The organism is Streptomyces sp. NPDC086766 (assembly GCF_044746005.1).
GTDB lineage: Bacteria > Actinomycetota > Actinomycetes > Streptomycetales > Streptomycetaceae > Streptomyces.
The window spans coordinates 481,240-501,786 of the sequence record NZ_JBIVBI010000005.1; the positions used below are offsets into that span (position 1 = coordinate 481,240).

Genomic DNA, 20,547 nt, shown 5'->3' on the forward strand with positions numbered 1-20,547 from the left:
GGGCGGGCGTAGACAATGTGTCCGTTTCGTGTGAGATGACCTATGTAAGGGATGGCCCCGGACCCACAGCCACCGCTTATGGTGCTCTGACGGCCCGTGGGAAAAGCTGAGGACATACACAGGCACATGCACATGCTGAAGCGCGCCGGGTCGTCGACAGGCGTGATCGAGTGTGACCGAGTGAGGCCTGCACCAGCAGCCGTGATTCGAGGAGAAGAGCTGTGAGCACCGAGAACGAGGGCACCGCGGTACCCCCGGCCCCGTCCGCACCTCCCGTGCCGGTGGAATCTCCCGCTGCTTCCCCCGGTACGACCGCCCCCCGGAGCGGCCCGACGCCCCCGCCGCCGAGCACGCCTCCGCACGTGCCGGGCGCCCCGCAGCAGGACGCGGTGCACGGCGGGCCGCCGCCCGCGCACGCGTCGGCGGGCGGCCACGGCGGGACCGGCGCGCCCGGACCGCAGGGCCCCGGCGGGCCCGTCGACGGCTCCTGGCCCCCTCCTGCCCCGCCCGCCGGCCCGTCCTACGGGGACGGCGGCGGTTCGGGCTCCGGGTGGGGTTCGACGTACCAGCAGCCCGCGCCGAAGCCCGGTGGCCGGCGTGGCGGCCTGGTCGCCGCGGTCCTGGTGGCCGCGCTGGTCGCCGGTGGCCTCGGCGGCGGCCTCGGCTACACCCTGGCCAAGAACAACGACGCCGGCGGCTCCACCACCGTCTCCGCCTCCGACACCGGTGCCTCGCAGGTCAAGCGGGACCCGAACTCGATCGCGGGCGTGGCCGGCCAGGCACTGCCGAGCACCGTCACCATCGAGGCCGAGGGCGCCGGCGGCCAGGGTGGCACCGGCACCGGCTTCGTCTTCGACACCCAGGGCCACATCCTGACCAACAACCACGTGGTGGCCGAGGCGGTCGACGGCGGCAAGCTGACCGCGACCTTCCCCAACGGCAAGAAGTACGACGCCGAGGTCGTCGGCCACGCGCAGGGCTACGACGTCGCCGTCGTCAAGCTCAAGAACGCACCGGGCGACCTCAAGCCCCTCGCCCTCGGCGACTCCGACAAGGTGGCCGTCGGCGACGAGACGATCGCCATCGGCGCCCCCTTCGGCCTGTCGAACACGGTCACGACAGGCATCATCAGCGCCAAGAACCGCCCGGTCGCCTCCAGCGACGGCAGCTCCGACAGCAAGGCGTCCTACATGAGCGCCCTGCAGACGGACGCCTCCATCAACCCGGGCAACTCGGGTGGCCCGCTGCTGGACTCGCGCGGTGCGGTGATCGGCATCAACTCCGCGATCCAGTCCACGGGCAGCGGCGGCGGCCTGGGCGGCTCCGGCCAGTCCGGTTCGATCGGTCTCGGCTTCGCCATCCCGATCAACCAGGCCAAGTACGTCGCCCAGCAGCTGATCAAGACCGGCAAGCCGGTCTACGCGAAGATCGGCGCCTCCGTGTCCCTGGAGGACCGCGCGAACGGCGCGAAGATCACCGACCAGGGCGTCAGCGGCTCCGCCCCGGTCGAGTCGGGCGGCCCCGCCGACAAGGCCGGCCTCAAGCCGGGCGACGTCATCACCAAGCTCGACGACCGCGTGATCGACTCCGGCCCGACCCTGATCGGCGAGATCTGGACCCACAAGCCGGGCGACAAGGTGACCATCACCTACCTGCGCGACGGCAAGGAGCGCACCACCGAGGTCACGCTGGGCGCCCGCATCGGCGACAACGGCTGACCCCACACGCCCGCGCCCACCGGTTAGTCTTGTCCCCGCGCCGCCGATCACGGGCAGCGCGGGGAGGCGTGCCCGAGCGGCCGAAGGGAACGGTCTTGAAAACCGTCGTGGCAGCGATGTCACCGTGGGTTCAAATCCCACCGCCTCCGCACGGCGAGCAGTGAGAACGGCCCCTGACCAGGAAGATTCGGTCAGGGGCCACTCTCATGTCCGGTCACCGTCGCTGTCCGCTGTTCCCCGCTGTTCCCCTTCTGGCACGCCTATGGCACGGACACCTTCTGATCCGTAGCTCTACAGAGATCGGTCAGCGGCGGTCATGCAGGGTGCCCGGAGGCCCCTGACGGCCCGAACGGGATGCTGCCGGTTGCAGGGGTTGCTGCATTCCGCTGCTGTACCGCAGAACCACCGGACCAGATGCAACAGCGTGTAGCCGTCAGGCCTCACGTCAGCAAGTGCCCTGGTCGGCATGCCTTTCGACGGGGGCGTCGCTCGGTTCGTCCATGTTGATGACGATCTTCCCGGCACCACGCGTCTCGGCGAATGCTCGTTGTGCATCGTGCAGACGGGTCAGCGGGAAGCGCGCGGCGATGCGAGGGGCCAGAACCCCTGCTCGTGCCGCGTCGGCCAGAGCGGCGAAGTGCGCCCGTGTGTGCATGGAGGAACCGATGAGCGTGATGTTGTGCAGGTAGAGTCGGCGAAGGTCGAACTCCACGACTCTGCCGGCCACAGCCCCTGCGATCACCCAGCGGCCGTCGTCCCGTAGCGTAGGCATCAGCGTGCCGATGAGTGGCCCGCCGACGACATCGGCCACCGCGTCCAGGCCGTCCGGGGCGAGGGCCCTCACCTGCGCGGCCAGATCCTCCGCATCCCGCAGGAGGACGTGCGCGGCTCCGGATTCCCGTACCGCCTCGGCGTTGGCCGCACTGGTGACGGCCACCACCTCGGCGCCTCGTGCGGACGCCAGCTGAACGAGGGCCAGTCCCACGCCTCCGGAGGCGCCGGTGACCAGCAGCCGTTCCCCGGAGCGCACCCTTGCGCGGTCGAGCATCCCGGTGGCGGTGCCGTAGGCGACGGGCAGACAGGCCAACTGTTCGTCCGTCAGGGGACTGCCGGTCATATCGTGCACATGATCGGCGTCAACGGTGACGAACTCGGCGAATCCACCGTCGGCCTCGCTGCCCAGGAACCCCACCGGCGGCTTGTCCGCACTGCTGTCACGGTAGAGCCCGGGGTCGACCAGGACGCGTCGCCCCAGCATGTCCGGCGGGACCCCAGGGCCGAGGGCGCTGACCACGCCCGCGATGTCGCCCCCCTGAATCCGGGGGCAGTCGATCGGCCCCAGCCATCCGGACACGGCGTTCGGATCGTCGGGGCTGCCGTAGGCCCCCTCCCGCGTCCAGAGGTCCGTGTTGTTCACCGCCGCGGCCGTGACCCGGACCTGCACCTGATGCGGCTCTGGAACGGGTACCGGCCAGTCGCGGCGGATCTCCAGCTTGTCCAGGCCTCCGTGGCCGGTGAGCACAGCAGCCGTCATCAGATCTTTCATGTGAAGAATCCTATGCCGGGCGTCCCAATAGCCCCGCTTGCCCGCCTTGGGATTCCTGTCCTCGGCCACCGGTAGCGAGAAGCGAGTTCCTCGACCCCACCACCCTCCCCGCTCCCATCCCGTCCGCCGTCGCCCGACAGACCGTGGAGCGGGCGTGGTCCAGGACACCCTCCGCTCGGGTGTCGCACCGTCCTCGCCCCGTGACGGTCGCGTCCCGGGTCTGTGACATCGGCGGTCGGTGTGCTGCGGCCGGAGAAGGGCGTTGCTACGGTCCCGGTCCGGGTGGCCCGGACGGGCCGCCGTACCAACGGCTGTGTGCACAGCCGTATGCACAACAGGGGGGCGTCCCAGATGAAGGCCAGCCGTCTCAGACCCGCCGGTGTCGCGCTCGCGGCCGTCGCGTTGTCCGCCGTGCTCACCGGATGCGGGGGGAGCGCGGGCGCCGCCGGGGCCGCCGCGAAGCCGGGTGCGGGCGGCACGGCCACCGCCTCGCCCGACGCGGCGGCCACCGCCGCCACCACCACCGTCCCGTCCTCCGGCGCCGCCGCGAAGAAGCCCGGTGCGGTTGCGGGCGCGGGGGCGACGGCCGGCGCCACGCCCGCCGGGAAGACCGGCACCACACCCGCCGGGAAGACGGGTGCCGGACCCGCCGGGAAGGCCGGCCCCGGACCGGCCGCCAGCGGCGCGCCCGCCGCCGACTGCGCCGGGAAGGCGCCGGACCCGGACCACGTCGATCCCGACGAATTCGCTGTCTACCGCGTCGAGGAACTCGACGGCGCCACCGGCAAGGTCAACCTCGTGATCCAGCACGGGGCCTGGGGGTGTCCCGGCAAGGACACGGACGGCGCGCCCTTCGTCGTCACCGGCGAGGAGAGCCGCTGGGCCCTCGACCAGGCCGCGTACGTCACCGCCACCAACCCCGTCACCGACAGCAGCGAGAACCGGCGGATCGGCGTGCAGGAGCTGATCGACTGGATCGAGGCGCATCCGGACTCCGGCCTGGTGTTCCGGTACGAGACCGGCGACGACGGCGCGATCCACCGGCTGGACGAGGTGTTCACGCCGTAGCGGGTACGGGCCGCTGTCACGGCCGGTGAGCCGTCATGCGGGCCGCCGAGGCGACGGTCGCGCGAGCCTCGTGCTCGGGCAGGCCCGCGCGTACGGCCGCGTCGACCAGGGGATCGACGAGGGCCGGTCCGATGCCGTCCTCGTAGGCGCGGCAGGCCGCCCAGAACAGCCGGGTGTTGCGCTGGCCCTCGTGCGCCCCGAGGACGAACTGCACCAGCCCCTGGCCGTGCCGGCCCGCCGACGCGGGCGCCGGGTGGTGCGCCGGGCGGGGAGGCGGCAGCAGCAGCCGCAGGAGGGCCGGCGGACAGGGCGCGGGCGCGAGGCGGGCGGTGCCGGGGGCCGTGCCGTACACCCCGTGCTCCGTGCGGGAGCCGGGACCGACGAGATAGCCGCCCGCACCGCGGATGTCGATGCCGGGGGCGAGTCGCCCCGCCGAGTTGGGGACGACGGCGTCCGCGGGACCTCGCAGCCACAGATGGCGGCCGCCGCTGGGGGTCAGCACGACCACGGTCGGGGGGATCGTGAACAGGTGGCGCAGGGCGAGTTCGCGCAGGGCCGCCGAGGAGTCCGTGCCGGACTTGGTGTCCAGGTCGACGCCGATGAGGTGGTACGGCGGCAGTCCGCAGGCGATGCCGTAGCCGGTGGACCAGGGGGCCGCGGCGAACAGGGCGCGGATGCGCGCGGGGTCGGTGGAGGCGTCGTACACACCGTGGCCGAAGCGGCCGCACTCGCCGTGGCAGGGGGCCGGGGCCGGGTCGTCGCGGTGCGGGGAGCGCAGGGCCGGCAGCTTCGTCCGGGACAGGGGGATGACGGCCAGTCCGCGTTCGGCGGCTGACAGGGCGTGTGCGAGGGCCAGCGTCGCGGCCTGCCGGTCGATGGTGGCCATGCCCCTATGTTCGTACTCACGTTCGAAAAAGGGAAGAGGGTGCCCGTCGGCCGTCTCGACACACCGGGGGCCGTCGATGCGGACGCCCTGGTTGCCGAAACGCTTCAGCGTGTGCGGTGGCCGGGCGCGGGGTGCCCGTGGTGGTACGAATCGTGGCCTCTGGGCCATGAAAGGTGGCGAAGGGGGTTTATCGACTTGTCCTCACGCTTGCGTGCGAATCATGGCGTCCGGGATGAATCATCCGGGATTCCCTGGGCAACCCTGATCCTGCGACGTCGTGGAGAAACCCGGGGCCGGTCGGCCGACCGCCCTGGTGACAGCCGAAGTTCAGGTACCTCACGCCTCAATGTCTCCGGCAGGGAAGCCGGTTCCTACCTCGTACTGGAGGAGCGCACATGGCAAGCATCCGTACGGCCGTCCACTTCACCCGCCTCTGGTGAGCCGGGTCGGACCGGCGCATTTGGGGATCCGCCGGTCCTGAGCGCCCCTGTGGGGTGTGCTTGTGGGGTTGCACAACGCCTGCGCGGCGGTGCTTCGGCGCCGCCGCGCAGGCGCTTTCACGCGGCCGCGACGGGATTGGGGCTGCAACCGGCTGACGGATGGTCAGAAGGGTGGCCGGGCCCCGGGGTGAACCCCCAGTGCGCGCGGCCCGCTCGTCCACCTTCAGGAGGTGCGGCGGGCCCCACCCCTACAACCTGAGGGGGACCCCGCTTCGGGACCTGGGGCCGATCCGCGGGGGCGGGCGCGCTCCTAGCGTGGAGCCATGACCACACCCGTCTGCACCAGTGCGTCGCACGCCGCCGCCCCGATGACGCGGACCCCGGCGTATCCGTCGTTCACCTCGTACGTGAGGGCCCGCCGGCCGGTGCTGCTGCGTACCGCCCGGTCGCTGACCGCGAACGCGAGCGACGCGGAGGACCTGCTGCAGACCGCGTTGACGAAGACGTACGTGGCGTGGGAGCGGATCGAGGACCACCGGGCGCTCGACGGCTATGTGCGCCGGGCGCTGCTGAACACACGCACCTCCCAGTGGCGCAAGCGCAGGGTCGACGAGTTCGCGTGCGAGGAGCTGCCCGAACCGGAGCCCGTGCCCGGCGCGCCCGACCCGGCGGAGCAGCAGGCGCTGCACGACGCGATGTGGCGGGCGATCGCGAAGCTGCCCGCCCGGCAGCGGGCCATGGTCGTCCTCAGGTACTACGAGGACCTCTCCGAGGCCCAGACGGCGGAGGTGCTCGGGGTGTCCGTGGGCACGGTGAAGTCGGCGGTCTCCCGGGCGCTCGGCAAACTGCGCGAGAATCCCGAGCTGGGCCTCGTACGCTGATCGTCCGTCCCGCGCGTCGTCCCGCGCCCCTCCGCGGCGGCCCGTGTGTCCTGTGGCACGGTCCACCAGTGCGAAAGGTCACGTGATCGATGGCCCGCCCCTAGTGACATACCGCGTGGTATGTGAGCAGAATCAGCGCAGCCCTTACCGCCGCGTAGGCAATGTCGCCCCCGGGAGGACGCCGTGCTGAGCACCATGCAGGACGTACCGCTGCTGATCTCGAGGATCCTGACCCACGGGTCGACGGTCCACGGGACCTCGCAGGTGACCACCTGGACCGGCGAGGGGGAACCGCACCGCCGTTCCTTCGCCGAGATCGGCACCCGGGCGGCCCAGCTGGCGCACGCCCTGCGCGAGGACCTCGGGGTGGTGGACGACGAGCGCGTGGCGACCCTCATGTGGAACAACGCCGAGCACGTCGAGGCCTACTTCGCCATCCCCTCCATGGGGGCGGTCCTGCACACGCTCAACCTGCGCCTGCCCGCCGAGCAGCTGACCTGGATCGTCGACCACGCGGCCGACCGGGTCGTCATCGTCAACGGTTCGCTGCTGCCGCTGCTCGCCCCGCTGCTGCCGCACATGAAGACCGTCGAGCACGTCGTCGTCTCCGGTCCCGGCGACCGCGCGCTGCTCGCGGACGCCTCCGTCCGGGTCCACGAGTACGAGGACCTGATCGCCGGGAAGCCGACCGCGTACGACTGGCCCGAGCTGGACGAACGCCGGGCCGCCTCCATGTGCTACACCTCCGGCACCACCGGCGACCCCAAGGGCGTGGTCTACAGCCACCGTTCGGTCTACCTGCACTCCATGCAGGTCAACATGACCGAGTCCATGGGCCTCACCGACCAGGACACCTCGCTCGTGGTCGTCCCCCAGTTCCACGTCAACGCCTGGGGCCTGCCGCACGCCACCTTCATGACCGGTGTCAACCTGCTGATGCCGGACCGCTTCCTGCAGCCCGCCCCGCTCGCCGAGATGATCGAGGGCGAGAAGCCGACCCACGCGGCCGCCGTCCCCACCATCTGGCAGGGCCTGCTCGCCGAACTGACCGCCCGGCCCCGGGACGTCTCCTCCCTCACCCAGGTCACCATCGGCGGCTCCGCCTGTCCGCCCTCCCTCATGGAGGCCTTCGACCGGCTGGGCATGCGGGTCTGCCACGCCTGGGGCATGACGGAGACCTCCCCGCTCGGCACGGTCGCCCGTCCCCCGGCCCACGCCGTCGGCACGGACGAGGAGTTCGCCTACCGGCTCACCCAGGGCCGTTTCGCGGCCGGTGTCGAGGCCCGGCTCACCGGCCCCGGCGGCGAGCGGCTGCCCTGGGACGGCGAGTCCGCGGGCGAGCTGGAGGTCCGCGGCCCCTGGATCGCCGGCGCCTACTACAACGGCCCCGACGCCGAACCGCTGCGCCCCGCCGACAAGTTCAGCGAGGACGGCTGGCTGAAGACCGGAGACGTCGGCACCATCAGCCCCGACGGCTTCCTCACCCTCACCGACCGGGCCAAGGACGTCATCAAGTCCGGCGGCGAGTGGATCTCCTCGGTCGAGCTGGAGAACGCCCTGATGTCCCACCCGGCCGTCGCTGAGGCAGCCGTCGTCGCCGTCCCCGACGACAAGTGGGGCGAGCGGCCGCTGGCCACCGTGGTCCTCAAGGAGGGCGCCGGCGCCGACTTCGAGACCCTGCGCACCTTCCTCCTGGAAGAGGGCAAGATCGCCAAGTGGCAGCTCCCCGAGCGCTGGACGGTGATCGAGGCCGTCCCGAAGACCAGCGTCGGCAAGTTCGACAAGAAGGTGCTGCGCCGCCGGTACGCCGCCGGGGACCTGGACGTCACCAACCTCTGACACCCCCCCCGTGGGGCACGCGGCCGGGACCCACGCGGTCCCGGCCGCGGTCAGTTGGTCCCGATCCGGGCCAGCAGGTCGACGATCCGGTCCTGCACCTCGGCGCTGGTGGACCGCTCCGCAAGGAACAGCACCGTCTCGCCGGAGGCCAGCCGCGGCAGGTCGGCCTGGTCGACCGCGGCCGTGTAGACGACCAGCGGCGTGCGGTTGAGCTGCCCGTTCGCGCGCAGCCAGTCGACGATCCCGGACTGGCGCCGGTGCACCTGCATCAGGTCCATCACGACAAGGTTCGGCCGGAACTGCCCGGCGAGCGTCACCGCGTCGGTGTCGCTCGCGGCCCGCGCCACCTGCATCCCGCGCCGCTCCAGCGTCGAGGTCAGCGCCAGCGCGATCTCCGCGTGCTCCTCGATCAGCAGCACGCGCGGCGGGTGCTGCTCGCTGTCGCGCGGGGCGAGCGCCTTCAGCAGGACGGCGGGATCGGCGCCGTACGCCGCCTCGCGGGTGGCCTGTCCGAGTCCCGCGGTCACCAGCACGGGCACCCCGGCGGCCACCGCGGCCTGCCGCAGCGACTGCAGCGCGGTGCGCGTGATCGGCCCGGTCAGCGGGTCGACGAACAGCGCGGCGGGGAAGGCGGCGATCTGCGCGTCGACCTCCTCGCGGGAGTGCACGATGACCGGCCGGTAGCCGCGGTCGCTCAGCGCCTGCTGCGTGTCGACGTCCGGGGCGGGCCACACCAGCAGCCGGCGCGGGTTGTCCAGCGGCTCCGGCGGCAGCTCGTCGTCCATCGGCTGCGGCCGCGGCGTGTCCGCGATCTCCACGGCACCGCCCGGACCGTCCAGCGGCTCGGGCCCCTCGGCCGCGTTCTCGTCCGGTGCTCCTATGGCGTACGACCGTCCGGCACCCTCGGTGGCGGGCGCGAGCCGGGACTGCCCGGCCAGGGACGGCTGCGCGGGCAGGGACGGCTGCCCGGCCTGCGAGGGCTGTCCGCCCACGGGGGGCTGCGCGGGCGGCTGTTCGGCCTGCGGATGCGGCCGGGCGGTCTGCTCCGGCCGGACGTTCTGCGCCTGGCGGCCCGTCTGCTCCGGGCGGGCGGCGGCCGGGTCGGGCGGGGTGCCCAGCTTGCGCCGGCGTCCGGAACCGGAACCGCCGGTCCCGTGCGGAGGCGTGGCCCCGCCGGGCTGGGGGACCTGCACCTGCGCCGCCTGGCGGCTGAACGGGACGCCCTGACCGAGCGTCCGCACACTGAACGCCCGCCCCTGCGTCGAGTGGGGGTCGACCGGCGCGGCGGCCTCGGCGGGCAGCGGCTGCGACGCCCGCGCGGCCGCACCGCCGGCGGCCGGCTGCCCGGCCGGCGGAGCCGCGGGCCGTCCGGGGGTCTGCTCGGGCGGGAGCGGGGCCGCCTGGGCGGGCGTGCCCTGCGCGGGCGTACCGGCGGCCGGGGCGGGCCCGGCCGGCTGCGAAGCGCCCTGAGCGGGCGGCACGGGGGCGCCGGGCGCGCTCTGCGGGGTGGACGCCGGTGCGCCGGGCGCGTGGGGCGGTACGGGCACGGCGGCACCGTCCGGCGGTACGGGGGTGCCCGTGCCGGAGGTGTCGTCGGCGCCGGGCCACGGCTGCGGGGCCGGGACGCCCGGGGCCGGCTGTCCGGCGGGGACACCCGGAGCCGGGATGCCCGGAGCCGCCGCGCCCTGCGGCGCGACGGGCTGTCCCGCCGGTACGCCCTGTCCCGGGACGCCCGGGGCGGGCACCGCCTGCGGTGGGACCGCCTGGCCGGGGACCGCCTCCGGGGGAAGGCCGCCGCCGGGGACCGCCTGGGGCGGGGCGGGAACGGCACCGGCACCCTGCGGGGGGAGCGGCTGGGCGGGACCGCCCTGGGCGGGCGGCGGGACCGGCCCGGCCATGCTCCGCGCGGGGGGCTGCTGCACCGGCACCGGCTGCTGCGCCGGTGCCTGCGGGACGACGACCGGCTGGACGACACCGGACGGGGCCGCGACGGGCTGGGCGACGACCGGCTGGCCGGGGGCGGCCTGGGCCAGGACCGGCTGCCCGGGAATCACCGGTGCCACGACCGGCTGCCCGGGCGCGACCGGGGGGATGGTGGGAACGACGGCTTGCGGAACCGCCTGCGGGACGGCCTGTGCGGCTGGTGCCACCTGGCCCGGGGCGCCGTGTGCCGGCACGGGCGCGCCCGGCTGTACGGGCTGACCCGGCACCTCCGGCCGGCCGGGCAGAGCTTGGGGCGCCTGCTGTCCCGGAGCCACGAGGCCGCCCTGCGGGACGGGAGCGCCCTGCGGCGGAACCACACGGCCCTGCCCCGGTACGGCACCCTGGGCCTGAGGCTGGGCCGCGGCGGCCGCCGGTGCCTGCGGCGGGACGCCCGGCACGGGCGCCGCCTGTACGGGCGCGGGCTGCGCGGCGGCCGCGCCCTGCGCGGGAATCCCCTGGGCGGGCGTCGTTCCCTGGGCAGTCGAGTCGGCGGGCTGGGCCATCGCGCGCCGACGGCGTCCCGTCGGCGCGCTCGTGGGATGCGGCTGCGGCGGGGTGTGGTCGTCGGCCTGGTCGTGGGGCACGGCGTCGTGCCGGCCGCCGTCGGTACCGGCGCCGGGCGCGACGCCCTGCGGCGGCACCTGGACCGGGGCCTGCCCCTGTCCTTGTCCCTGCGGGGCGCCGGACGGGCGGTCCGCCTCGGCGGGCGGCAGCGCGAAGACCGCACGGGGAGCCGCCTCCTGCGCGGCGGCACGCTCGGTCGCCGCGGCGAGGGCACGCCGACGGCGCCCGGTCGGCTGCGCCGCCTGCGTCCCGTCCGTCCGCTGCTCCGCCACCGCGGGCAGCGCGGGCGGCAGCGCCTGCGGTTCACCGGCGTCGCGCCGGGCCTGCCGCCCGGCGGGCACGGGCACGCCCTGCGGGGGCACCGTGCCGCCCAGGCCGTTGCCGGACGCCGCGGTCCCGGCGGCGTGTTCTGCCGCCGTGACGACGGCGCCCTCGGTCACGTCGTCCGTCCCGCCCTCGGCGTCCCCGGCGTCCCCGGCGCCCTCGGCGGGCCGTCCGCGGCGCCGTCCCGTGCCGCCGGAGGCGTCGGCACCCTGGTCGGCCGTCTGCGCGGACTGCTCGGCGGCACGCCGGCGGCGCCGTCCGGTCGGGGCGGTCGCAGCGGTCGGGGCGCCGGATGCCTCGCCGGCGGCCTCGTGCTCGCTCTCGAGGAACGCGTCCGTGGAGGACCGCCGGGCACGCCGCCGCCCCCCGCTCGGGGCGGGCTCGGCAAGGGCGACCTCCGCCGAGACGTCCGCTCCCCCCGTGGCCGCGTCCGGGACCAGGTCCGCCCGCGTGTCCGTGAAGGGAACGGGGGCGCCGGCCGTGACGGCCCCCGCGCCCGCGCCGAGCGGCACCTCGAGGACGTAGGCGTTGCCGCTCATCCCCGGCACCTCGTGCGTCTGCAGCACACCGCCGTGCGCCCGGACGATCCCGCGGACGATCGGCTCGTGCACCGGGTCTCCCCCGGCGTACGGTCCGCGCACCTCGATCCGTACGACCTCGCCGCGCTGCGCCGCCGCCACCACGACGGTGTTGTCCATGTAACCGCCCGCCGACACCGGGGCGTTGCCGGTCGCGTCGACGCCCGCCACGTCGGCGACGAGGTGGGCGAGCGCGGTCGCGAGCCGCCGCGGGTCGACCTCGGCCTCGATGGGCGGCGCGTGCACGGCGAACTGCACCCGGCCCGGGCCCACCAGCTCGACGGCCCCGTCGACGCCGGCGGCGACGACCGCGTCGAGCATCACCTTCGTACGGGTGATCTCCTCGCTGCCGGCGTCGATGCGCTGGTAGCCGAGGACGTTGTCGATGAGGGTGGTGATGCGCGAGTAGCCGGCCGAGAGATGGTGGAGCACCTGGTTGGCCTCGGGCCACAGCTGCCCGGCGTCGTCGGCGGCGAGCGCGGCGAGCTCGCGGCGGAGTTCGTCGAGGGGGCCGCGCAGGGAGCGGCCCAGCAGGGTGAGCAGCTGCTCGTGCCGGGCGGCCAGCGCCTCGAAGCGGTCCTTCTCCCGCTCGCCGAGGGCGGCGTACCGCTCCTCGTTCGCGGCGAGTTCCTCCGCGTGGCCTTCGGTGAGTTCCTCGATCTCGGCGACGTGCCGCTGGCGCAGGGCGGTCAGCTCCGAGGCGTGCTCCTCGGCGAGACGCTCCAGCTCCTCCTCGTGCCGCTTGTCGGCGGCGGCCTTCTCCTCGGTGAGCGTGTCCAGCGGACGCCGGTCGGCGAAGGTCATGACGGCGCCGACGAGCTGGTCGCCGTCGCGGACGGGGGCGGTCGTGAGGTCGACCGGCACCTTGCCGCCGCTCTTGGACCACAGCACCTGCCCGCGCACCCGGTGCTTGCGTCCGGAGCGCAGGGTGTCGGCGAGCGGGGACTCGTCGTACGGGAAGGGCGAGCCGTCGGGGCGCGAGTGGAGGACGAGGTCGTGCAGCTCGCGGCCGCCGAGTTCGCCGGCCCGGTAGCCCAGGATCTGGGCGGCGGCCGGGTTGACCAGGACGATCCGCCCGTCGGTGTCGGTGCCGACGACGCCCTCGGACGCGGCCCGCAGGATCATCTCGGTCTGCCGCTGCGAACGCGCCAGCTCGGCCTCGGTGTCGACGGTGCCGGACAGGTCGCGCACGACCAGCATCAGCAGTTCGTCGCCGCTGTAGCCGTGCCCGTCGTAGGCCTGCTGCCCGTTCTCCAGATTCGCGCTCGTGACCTCGACCGGGAAGTCGGTCCCGTCGGTGCGCCGGGCGGTCATCCGGGTCGGCTTGGTGCGCCCGCGCGGGTCGATGTGGTCGGGGCGCCGCATGGAGCCGGGGATCAGCTTGGAGTCGAACTCCGGCAGCAGGTCGAGCAGACCCCGCCCGACGAGCGCGGTCCCCGGGGTCTCGAAGGCCTCCAGGGCGATGGTGTTGGCGTTGACGACCGTCCCGTTGGCGTTGACCAGCAGCAACGCGTCGGGCAGCGCGTCGAGTATGGCTGCGAGGCGAGCAGCGCCTCGGGATGGCCTGCTGCTCACGAGACGCTTCCTCCCTGTTACCGCATTACCGCACCTAGCCGACCGCGGGGGCCATCTTGCCAACCGGCCCGCGACGTGTCACGCGAGGGAGTCTATGCGCTGAGGTTGCGCCCGCGACGCAGGATGAGAGGGAGGTCGCACCACAAAGTGAGGCCGAACCGGTGACCCTGCGCTTCCACTTCGCACGACCTTCGCCGGACCTTTACGGACGCGCTCGCGCACACGCCCTCCGGTCGCTGTCACCGCCGTGCGGGCCCCGTGCCGTGCCCGCCGGGTGCCTTGCCGTGCCCGGCGTGTGCCGCGCCCGCGAGCCTGGAACCGGCGCGGGGCAGCAGCGGCACGAGCCGGTCCCAGCGGTCGATCCGGCAGCCGTCGCCGCGGTCGAACGACGTGTCGACGGGGCGCCCGGCCCAGGTCCCGTTGACATGGGCGGTGGCCGGCCCGCCGTACCGCAGGGTGCATACGGCGTCGTCAGGGACGGGTGCGAAGACGTCGCGCCCCCAGCGCGTGTTCCGGTCGAGCGCCCCGCACGCGCCCCGCGCATCGGGATGGCTGCCGCCGAAGGGATGGCAGTACAGCTCGTACGTCCCGTCCCGCCCGCCGCCCGCGTGCCGCACGGTCACCGTGAGGTGGTCACCGGCCCGGTCCTCGTCGCGGACGGGCGGGGGCGCGGCGGCGGACGCGAGGGCGGCCGGCCCGGCGGCGGCGAGCGACGTGAGCGCGACGAGGGAGGCGGAGGCCCCGAGGAGCAGCCGCCTCAGGGGCCGCGGGGCGCCGGGCCCCTCGGCGCGCCGGAGGAGCCGGGGCAGCCGGGGGAGTCCAGGGCGTCGGGAACGATGATCGAGGGAGCTGACCTGCACCATGCCCGGACTAACGCGCCACCCCCCCGGTACGTTGCGCCGCGCCCGACGCTCCGGGAAGGACTTTGCCCTGCGGCCCGCCTGCCTAGTACCGTGGGGGGCGATTGGTGACACCGCGCTCGGCTGTGTCATCATCTGCACGCACCACTCGCGCGCTCGCGGGAGCGGTTGTGCTGGAGGCGTCGCCTAGTCCGGTCTATGGCGCCGCACTGCTAATGCGGTTTGGGCCTTAAAGCCCATCGAGGGTTCAAATCCCTCCGCCTCCGCGCTTGATCACCGAAGCCCCGGTCCACCCGACCGGGGCTTCGTTGTCGTCCGCCCCCCACCTCGCCTCCCATCCTTCGGCGAGACGCCCCTCGAACCGCGTTTTCCCAGGTCGCAAGCGGTGCGGGGAACGGATTTCACATGACGGCGGCAGTCATGTAATGTTCTTCCTGTCGCCGCGAGCGGGCCGAAAGGACCGAAAGCGAAGACAACAACAGAACAAGCACTCGTAGCTTAACGGATAGAGCATCTGACTACGGATCAGAAGGTTGCAGGTTCGAATCCTGCCGAGTGCACACAGATCAGAGGCCCCGGAGAGATCCGGGGCCTCTGGCGTTTCAGGGGCGTACCGCAGCGAAGTACAGCAACCGTGTCATCCGCTACCGCCCATCGCGTCGGGCCGATCGCGGCCCGCACCTCTTCCTCGCTCGCCTCTGCGTAGACCTCCACGTCATGGCGATCTGCGAGTGCCGCAGGATCCGCTGTGCCACTTTCGGGTTCACCGTGAGGGCGACCAGCAGCGAGCTGCACGTGTGTCGGGTGTTCCGCAGCGGGATGACCCGGAGGCCGGCACGACGAGCCCGCAGCGCGAACATGCGGGTGAGGTTGCCCGGCTCGATCGGCGTGCCGTACTTCGTGGTGAAGATCAGGTCATGGCCGCTCTGCCCCTAGGCGCTTGTCGTCGGCGTGGTCCCGCGACCCCGACTACGCAGCCAAGAAGGCCCGCGTCGGCCAGGGTGACAACCACACGCCGCCCGGCATCGCACCTGGGCGGCGCGTCACATCACAACCGACCCGCCGCTATACGCCGGTGGTGCCGTCAATGCGTTCCCGGAGCAGATCGGCGTGGCTGTTGTGGCGGGCGTACTCCTCGATCATGTGGACGTAGATCCAGCGGAGGTTGACGTCCTGGTCCATGAAGCGGCCTGTGTCGGTCAGAGCACGGTGGGCGCAGAGCTCGCGGGGCGCGGGCGATCTCCGCGTGCCAGGTCGCGAGGGCCCCGCGCAGGGGGGCACCCTCGGCCAGTTCGAAGCCGCCGTCGGGGCCGTGCGGGTCGGCCTGCGGGTCGTAGATGGGCGGGGCCTGTTCCCCGGCGAGCACGCGGCGGAACCAGTTCCGCTCCACCTCGGCCATGTGCTGGACGATGCCGGTCAGAGTGAAGCCGGACGGCGGCACGGACGCCGTGGCAGCCTGCTCATCGTCCAGATCCTCACACTTCATGGCGTTCGTGAGGCGGATCGCGTGGGGCTCGCCCGGCGCCGTAAGCGCTCGGCCGCCTGATGCTGAGCTGGTTCTAGTGCCGCATCAGGGAACGTTCGCCCTGCTGTGAGGCCCTACCTGTCGACGACTTAGGCCGCTGGCGACAATCGACCGATGTCCACCATCGAACGCCCTATGCCGCCCCTGGATGGGAGCCGAGGTGCCTGGTGGGGGATTGTGCGGAGGCTGACCGCGGATCCAGAGTGCCCGCGTGGGGAGCTCAACACCATTGGGGTGATCTCGCAACTTTTGGACTCAAGAAAAGCGCTTATTCCGTCGAATACCGGCACGAAAGTATCACTGGTGCTCGGCAGGAGGAAGCGTGATCATTCGGAAAGGCTGGCCACGGTCCCTACCGGGCCGGCGACGCTTGGCGGCCGTAGCGGTCGCCGTGCTCACCGCCCTGGCCGCCTTGGGCCTGGCACAGCCGTCGTCGGCCGCGCAGGGAACCGGACCGTGCCCACGCAGTAACGCGCTGAGGCAGTTCAGGGCCGCCGACAACGTCGGGGCCACCTATACGGTCTCGGGCCACACCACGACGTACACCTTCTACTCGTTCACCGATGAGCACCCGACCAACGGCGTTCCGGGCCTGGTGGACTACTGCGTGTACCCGTCGACGCGCCCGCGGACGGTGAGTCCCGAGGCGCGAGGGGCGAACGGGCAACAGTGGCTGTCGGCCATCGGCTCCAACAACTTCGCCTTCCAGCGTCCGGACGGCAACCCCAGCAACATCCCGCTGAACGGGCAAGTGACGCAGATGGGTACGGCGACGTGGCGAAACAGTGCGCCCCGAGCCCAGACCATCCTGCTGCACATCAACGACCCGGCAGTATGCGCCAGGATCTACGGCGACGACCCGGGCACCTGCTTCGTCAAGCCGTCGAACAATCCGCAGCAGCCGATCTGCAACCGCGGTGCCTCGGACATGGCGTACAACGCGATGCCGTACGGGGTCACGGACTGTTACACCGCTGCTCTCGGCTTCGAGGCGCAGTCCGTGAACGAGTTCGGCGACGAGGTGGCTCTCGCGGGAACCGGGCGGCGGCTTGACACCCTGCAGGTGATGTTCGCCAGTTACGCCTGCCAGTCCGGATCCTGGACCTCCAGATGCACGTCGGCTCCAGGGGCGACGTTCGACCACCCGATCACGGCGAACGTCTACGCGCCGGACGACCTCACCCACCCCCTTGCGACACTGACCCGGACGGTGACGTTCCCCTACCGGCCGTCCTCGGATCCGGCCAACTGCCCACGGAACCCTTCGCAGTGGTACAACCCGGCAGGGAATCGCTGCCAGAACTCGATCGGCACCGTGGTCACCTTCGATTTCAGCGGACAGACGCTCCCCGACCAGGTGGTGTGGACAGTCGCCTTCAACACCTCGCACTCCGGGTACGACCCGATCGGGACGGCCGCGTGCTCGACCGAGCCGGGCGGCTGCCCGTACGACAGCCTGAACGTCGGCGCGACCAGCTTCCCCAACGCGCCCTATGCCGGGACCGACGTCGATCCCGACATCGCCTACCTCAGCACCCCGCCGATCACAGGCACACTCCGGCCCGACTCCGGCTTCGCCGACTTCCGGCCGCTGGGCGCGATCACCACCACGACGTAGATCGCCCTTTCCCAGTCCGGCCAAGAGCGCGGGCGCGGCGGGTCCCACCAGGTCTGCCGCGCCCGCCGCCTCGCGAAGCCGAGACTGGCGACCAGTGCCCCAAAGGCGACGTTCGCCCCGTCATCATGCCCCTCACCGACCATCCACACAGAGCTACGGAACAGAGGGCCGGCGGGGCGCCAAGTGCTGGAAAGGGGGGTGGGGTCGGAGCTGCACGAGGCCCCGGAGCCATCGGGCCCGGAGAACTCTTCTGAGCCACCCCCTTTGGCCGCCATGCCCCAGCGAGCGAGGCATCGGGTCGGCACCACCAACAGCCGGCAGGCTAGCTCCGAGAGCTGACAACCGCTCCAGGCTTGGAAAGCGTGTTGGCCAGGTGATGAGGGGGGTGGGGTCTGTGGCCTGCAACATAGTCCCGAGGTCGCTCCCGGGGACCTTTGTGCCCACCCCCTTGACCGCGGACCTCGAAGGTTCTCTGACCGGTCTCACTCCGCCAGGCAAGCTAGCAGGGGGGACTGTCAACGGGATGGCGGCAGGGAGTTGCCGGTACAGCAGCGACGTACAGCAACCCCAGCAACCGGCAGCACCCCGCACGGGCCGTCATGGGCTTCCGGGCAACCTGTATGATCTCCGCCGACCGATTTCTGTAGAGCTACGGATCAGAAGGTTGCAGGTTCGAATCCTGCCGAGTGCACAGCAGACCAGAGGCCCTGTGGAGTGATCCACAGGGCCTCTTGGCGATCGGTGTTGCTTGTTCCTCACGGCGCCGCTACCGGCGGTGGAAGGCCGGGTGGCGCAGCCGGGTTCCCGGCTATGCGATGCGGATCTCTCCGAGGGGCCTGAAGCCGGCCCAGCAGTCCGTCGGTGCCGTGTCCAGGCGGAGGCTGCCGGTGCCGCCGGCTCCGCCGTCGCAGTAGCTGCTCGGGACGACGGAGTCCAAGTAGGCGCCGTTCGGGTCGAGGTCCGTGCCGACGTAGGGCGAGCCGGGGTACGTCAGCGTCCCGACGTTGAGGGAGTCGTACGGGCAGCCCGGTGCGGTGGAGAAGCAGGCCGCTTGCTCGCCGATCGGGGTGGCGCCGTAGTGCGTCGTGTTGAAAGCGACCGTCCAGATGACCTGACTGGGCAGATTCGTCCCGGCGGGGAAGGTGAAGGTCAGCGGGGCCGAGATGGAGTTCACGCACTGGTTGGTGGCCGGGTTCAGCCACTTGCCCGCGTCGGCACCCGTGCACCTCGGGTCGGCCGAAGGCCGGTAGGGAATCGTCTGGGTCTGGGTCACCGTGGCGAGGAGCGCGCCCGGCGTCCCGGAACCGTTCACGGCGTAGATGTTCGCCGTGATCGGGTGGGTGAAGGTCGCCCCCGGCGTTGTCACGCAGTCACCGGTGTTCCAGTGCCCGCTGACGCTGCACCCGTAGCTCTGGAAGTCCACCTTCAGCGTGCGTAGCACGCCGGTTGTGCTGAGCCCCACCCCGTCGCCGAACTCGCTGGTTCCGGTCGCCTCGAAGCCGAGGCTGGGCGGGGCCTGGCAGGCGGGGAAGTTCGTGGGGATGGAGGAGTACACCGTGCCCGGGGCCCGGCCGCCGAAGTCGCAGGCGGTCGAGGGCGGGGTGGGCTTGACGTAGCACGTCGACTTCTTCTCGTGGTCGCCGGGCTTCTCGTGGTCGCCGGGCTTGTCGTGGTCCCCGGGCTTGTTGTGATCCCCGGGCTTCTCGGGCTTCCCCGGTTCGTCGCCGTGGTCGCCGTGGTCGCCGTGGTCGCCGGGCTTGCCGCCGTGGCCGTAGAGCGCCTCGCACACCGCTGCGTCGTTGATGTGGAGCAGGATGGTCTGGCTGGTGGGAGCGGTGCCGGGGAAGACGGCGGTGCCCATCGTGGTGGAGGTCCCGTCGAGCGGGATGTTGCTCGGGTTCCCGTCGGGGCGCGAGAAGGCGAAACGGTCGGTGTCCGTGGTGCCGGACCATGCCGCGCCGTTGGCTCCCACCGCCTGTGCCGTGACGTCGGTGGGCTGGGTGCTTCCCGGATAGACGCAGTAGCCGATCAGCCCCGGAACACCGCCGACGGGGTTCTCGTCCCTGAGGGAGTCGAACGTGTAGGTGGTGGTGTCCCCATTGTTCGTGAACGCGGCAGAGACGTTGTCGGCCGTGACGAACTCGTTCACGGCCCGGCTCGACGGGCAGTTGACCGGCTGACGGGACGGCGACACGGCCGCGGCGGACTGGGCGGCTCCCAGTCCGAGCGCCGTCGCCGTCACCATCGACATCCATACCGTCAGGAGACCCCGTGCCCGGGGGAAACGGCCAGGTCTCCCCCACGATCTGAGCATCTCTACGTACCTCCGCATGTACTGACCTTCCTTTCGCCCCCGTTTGGACGGCGGGTCAAACGGTAGGGTCAAATGTCTACGTTTCGTTGCTTATCCATACGTATGTCGTCCGATTGGACCGAGGGTGCGGCGGCGGCCCCGGGGGTGGTCCACCGGATTCACGGCGCCTTGGGTGGGCCCGTGTGCGCGCCGTCGCCGGGTGCCGCCCGCCCGCGTTGCCGGGGGCCCTCCCCGTCGTCATGGTGGAGGGAGGAGGTGATCCGTGATGCCACCGCACTGCGACTCCCTCGACGGGCCCGTGGTCACGGCCGCGCGGGAGGCTCTGATGAAGCAGGACGTCGATCTCGTCCTCCCCTATGTGCACGAGGAGGGGGAGGCGGACGTCCGTGAGGCGTTCCGGCTTGCCGTCGAGGCGCGGGCGGCCGGGGCCACGGCCCGGGACGTGGCCGATCGCTGGTTCTTCGAGACGGTCGTCCGGGTGCACCGGGCGGGGGAGGGCGCGCCGTTCACGGGGCTGAAGCCGGCCGGGCTCGACGTCGGGCCGGTGATCCCGGCGGCGGAACGGGCCGTGGAGACCGGCTCCGCCGAGGAGCTGACCCGGCTGCTGTGCGACATCGTCCGGGAGCAGGTGGAGGACCGTCACCGGCGGGCCGTGGAGTGCAAGGAGCACGCCGCCGACGGGGTGGGCGCCGCCCGGGCTTACGTCGAGGCCACGCTGGGGTTGGAGGTGTGGGCCCATCACCTGTACCGGCAGGCGCTGGCAGCGGCGCACGAGGGGACGGGCGGGCACGGCGGCCGGAGCTGAGAGGGGCGCGACCCGTCGGGGCG

General features: G+C 72.6%; 12 protein-coding genes, 3 tRNA genes and 2 pseudogenes. 9 read left to right on the top strand and 8 right to left on the bottom strand.

Annotated features, from left to right (window positions below; genetic code table 11):
* Positions 1–221: 221 nt before the first annotated feature.
* Positions 222–1,718 (top strand): S1C family serine protease, encoded by a 1,497-nt coding sequence (locus ACIPM1_RS12805; RefSeq protein WP_402432831.1) that lies wholly within the window; start codon positions 222–224, stop codon positions 1,716–1,718.
* Between the two features lie 62 nt (positions 1,719–1,780).
* Positions 1,781–1,867, top strand: a tRNA-Ser gene (locus ACIPM1_RS12810).
* A 296-nt stretch (positions 1,868–2,163) separates the two neighbouring features.
* Here the strand turns inward: ACIPM1_RS12810 and ACIPM1_RS12815 are convergent.
* Entirely contained in the window at positions 2,164–3,264 is a 1,101-nt protein-coding gene (locus ACIPM1_RS12815) for a zinc-binding dehydrogenase (protein WP_402432972.1), read from the bottom strand.
* Between the two features lie 351 nt (positions 3,265–3,615).
* Here ACIPM1_RS12815 and ACIPM1_RS12820 point away from each other — a divergent pair, with 351 nt between their 5' ends.
* Positions 3,616–4,332 (top strand): hypothetical protein, encoded by a 717-nt coding sequence (locus ACIPM1_RS12820; RefSeq protein ID WP_402432834.1) that lies wholly within the window; start codon positions 3,616–3,618, stop codon positions 4,330–4,332.
* 16 nt (positions 4,333–4,348) lie between these two features.
* Here ACIPM1_RS12820 and ACIPM1_RS12825 read toward each other — a convergent pair whose 3' ends face one another.
* Positions 4,349–5,218, bottom strand: coding sequence for a bifunctional DNA primase/polymerase (locus tag ACIPM1_RS12825; RefSeq protein WP_402432837.1), 870 nt, complete (start codon positions 5,216–5,218; stop codon positions 4,349–4,351).
* A 763-nt stretch (positions 5,219–5,981) separates the two neighbouring features.
* On the opposite strand from ACIPM1_RS12825, the gene ACIPM1_RS12830 reads away from it, so the two are divergent.
* Both ACIPM1_RS12830 and ACIPM1_RS12835 read left to right on the top strand, forming a co-directional pair.
* A complete protein-coding gene (locus ACIPM1_RS12830; RefSeq protein ID WP_402432840.1) occupies positions 5,982–6,539 on the top strand; it encodes a SigE family RNA polymerase sigma factor in 558 nt (185 codons plus the stop codon).
* A 195-nt stretch (positions 6,540–6,734) separates the two neighbouring features.
* On the top strand, positions 6,735–8,378 hold the full coding sequence (locus tag ACIPM1_RS12835; protein WP_402432975.1) for a long-chain fatty acid--CoA ligase: 1,644 nt from the start codon (positions 6,735–6,737) through the stop codon (positions 8,376–8,378).
* 50 nt (positions 8,379–8,428) lie between these two features.
* Here the strand turns inward: ACIPM1_RS12835 and ACIPM1_RS12840 are convergent, their stop codons facing one another.
* Together ACIPM1_RS12840 and ACIPM1_RS12845 are read right to left on the bottom strand one after the other, a co-directional pair.
* Positions 8,429–13,402 carry a PAS domain-containing protein gene (locus ACIPM1_RS12840; RefSeq protein ID WP_402432843.1) on the bottom strand — a complete coding sequence of 1,658 codons (4,974 nt, stop codon included), beginning with the start codon at positions 13,400–13,402 and terminating at the stop codon, positions 8,429–8,431.
* A 239-nt stretch (positions 13,403–13,641) separates the two neighbouring features.
* Positions 13,642–14,265, bottom strand: coding sequence for an SSI family serine proteinase inhibitor (locus tag ACIPM1_RS12845; protein ID WP_402432846.1), 624 nt, complete (start codon positions 14,263–14,265; stop codon positions 13,642–13,644).
* A gap of 172 nt (positions 14,266–14,437) precedes the next feature.
* Between ACIPM1_RS12845 and ACIPM1_RS12850 the strand changes: the two genes are divergently transcribed.
* Positions 14,438–14,528: transfer RNA gene (locus ACIPM1_RS12850), tRNA-Ser, on the top strand.
* Between the two features lie 221 nt (positions 14,529–14,749).
* Positions 14,750–14,822 (top strand) — tRNA-Arg (locus ACIPM1_RS12855).
* Between the two features lie 77 nt (positions 14,823–14,899).
* Here ACIPM1_RS12855 and ACIPM1_RS12860 read toward each other — a convergent pair.
* From ACIPM1_RS12860 to ACIPM1_RS12870, 3 genes and pseudogenes are all read right to left on the bottom strand, one after another.
* A pseudogene (locus ACIPM1_RS12860) lies at positions 14,900–15,191 on the bottom strand (tyrosine-type recombinase/integrase); the annotation flags it as partial.
* A gap of 136 nt (positions 15,192–15,327) precedes the next feature.
* On the bottom strand, positions 15,328–15,444 hold the full coding sequence (locus ACIPM1_RS12865) for a DUF664 domain-containing protein (protein WP_402432849.1): 117 nt from the start codon (positions 15,442–15,444) through the stop codon (positions 15,328–15,330).
* 25 nt (positions 15,445–15,469) lie between these two features.
* Positions 15,470–15,748: pseudogene (locus ACIPM1_RS12870) on the bottom strand (DUF664 domain-containing protein); the annotation flags it as partial.
* Between the two features lie 409 nt (positions 15,749–16,157).
* Between ACIPM1_RS12870 and ACIPM1_RS12875 the strand changes: the two are divergent.
* The gene (locus ACIPM1_RS12875) at positions 16,158–17,405 is read left to right on the top strand and encodes a hypothetical protein (protein ID WP_402432852.1); all 1,248 of its coding nucleotides are present in this window, start codon (positions 16,158–16,160) and stop codon (positions 17,403–17,405) included.
* An 808-nt stretch (positions 17,406–18,213) separates the two neighbouring features.
* Here the strand turns inward: ACIPM1_RS12875 and ACIPM1_RS12880 are convergent.
* A complete protein-coding gene (locus ACIPM1_RS12880) occupies positions 18,214–19,656 on the bottom strand; it encodes a hypothetical protein (RefSeq protein ID WP_402432855.1) in 1,443 nt (480 codons plus the stop codon).
* A gap of 328 nt (positions 19,657–19,984) precedes the next feature.
* Here ACIPM1_RS12880 and ACIPM1_RS12885 point away from each other — a divergent pair, with 328 nt between their 5' ends.
* Positions 19,985–20,524, top strand: a complete 540-nt coding sequence (locus ACIPM1_RS12885; protein WP_402432978.1) for a DUF6448 family protein — start codon at positions 19,985–19,987, stop codon at positions 20,522–20,524.
* Positions 20,525–20,547 lie beyond the last annotated feature (23 nt).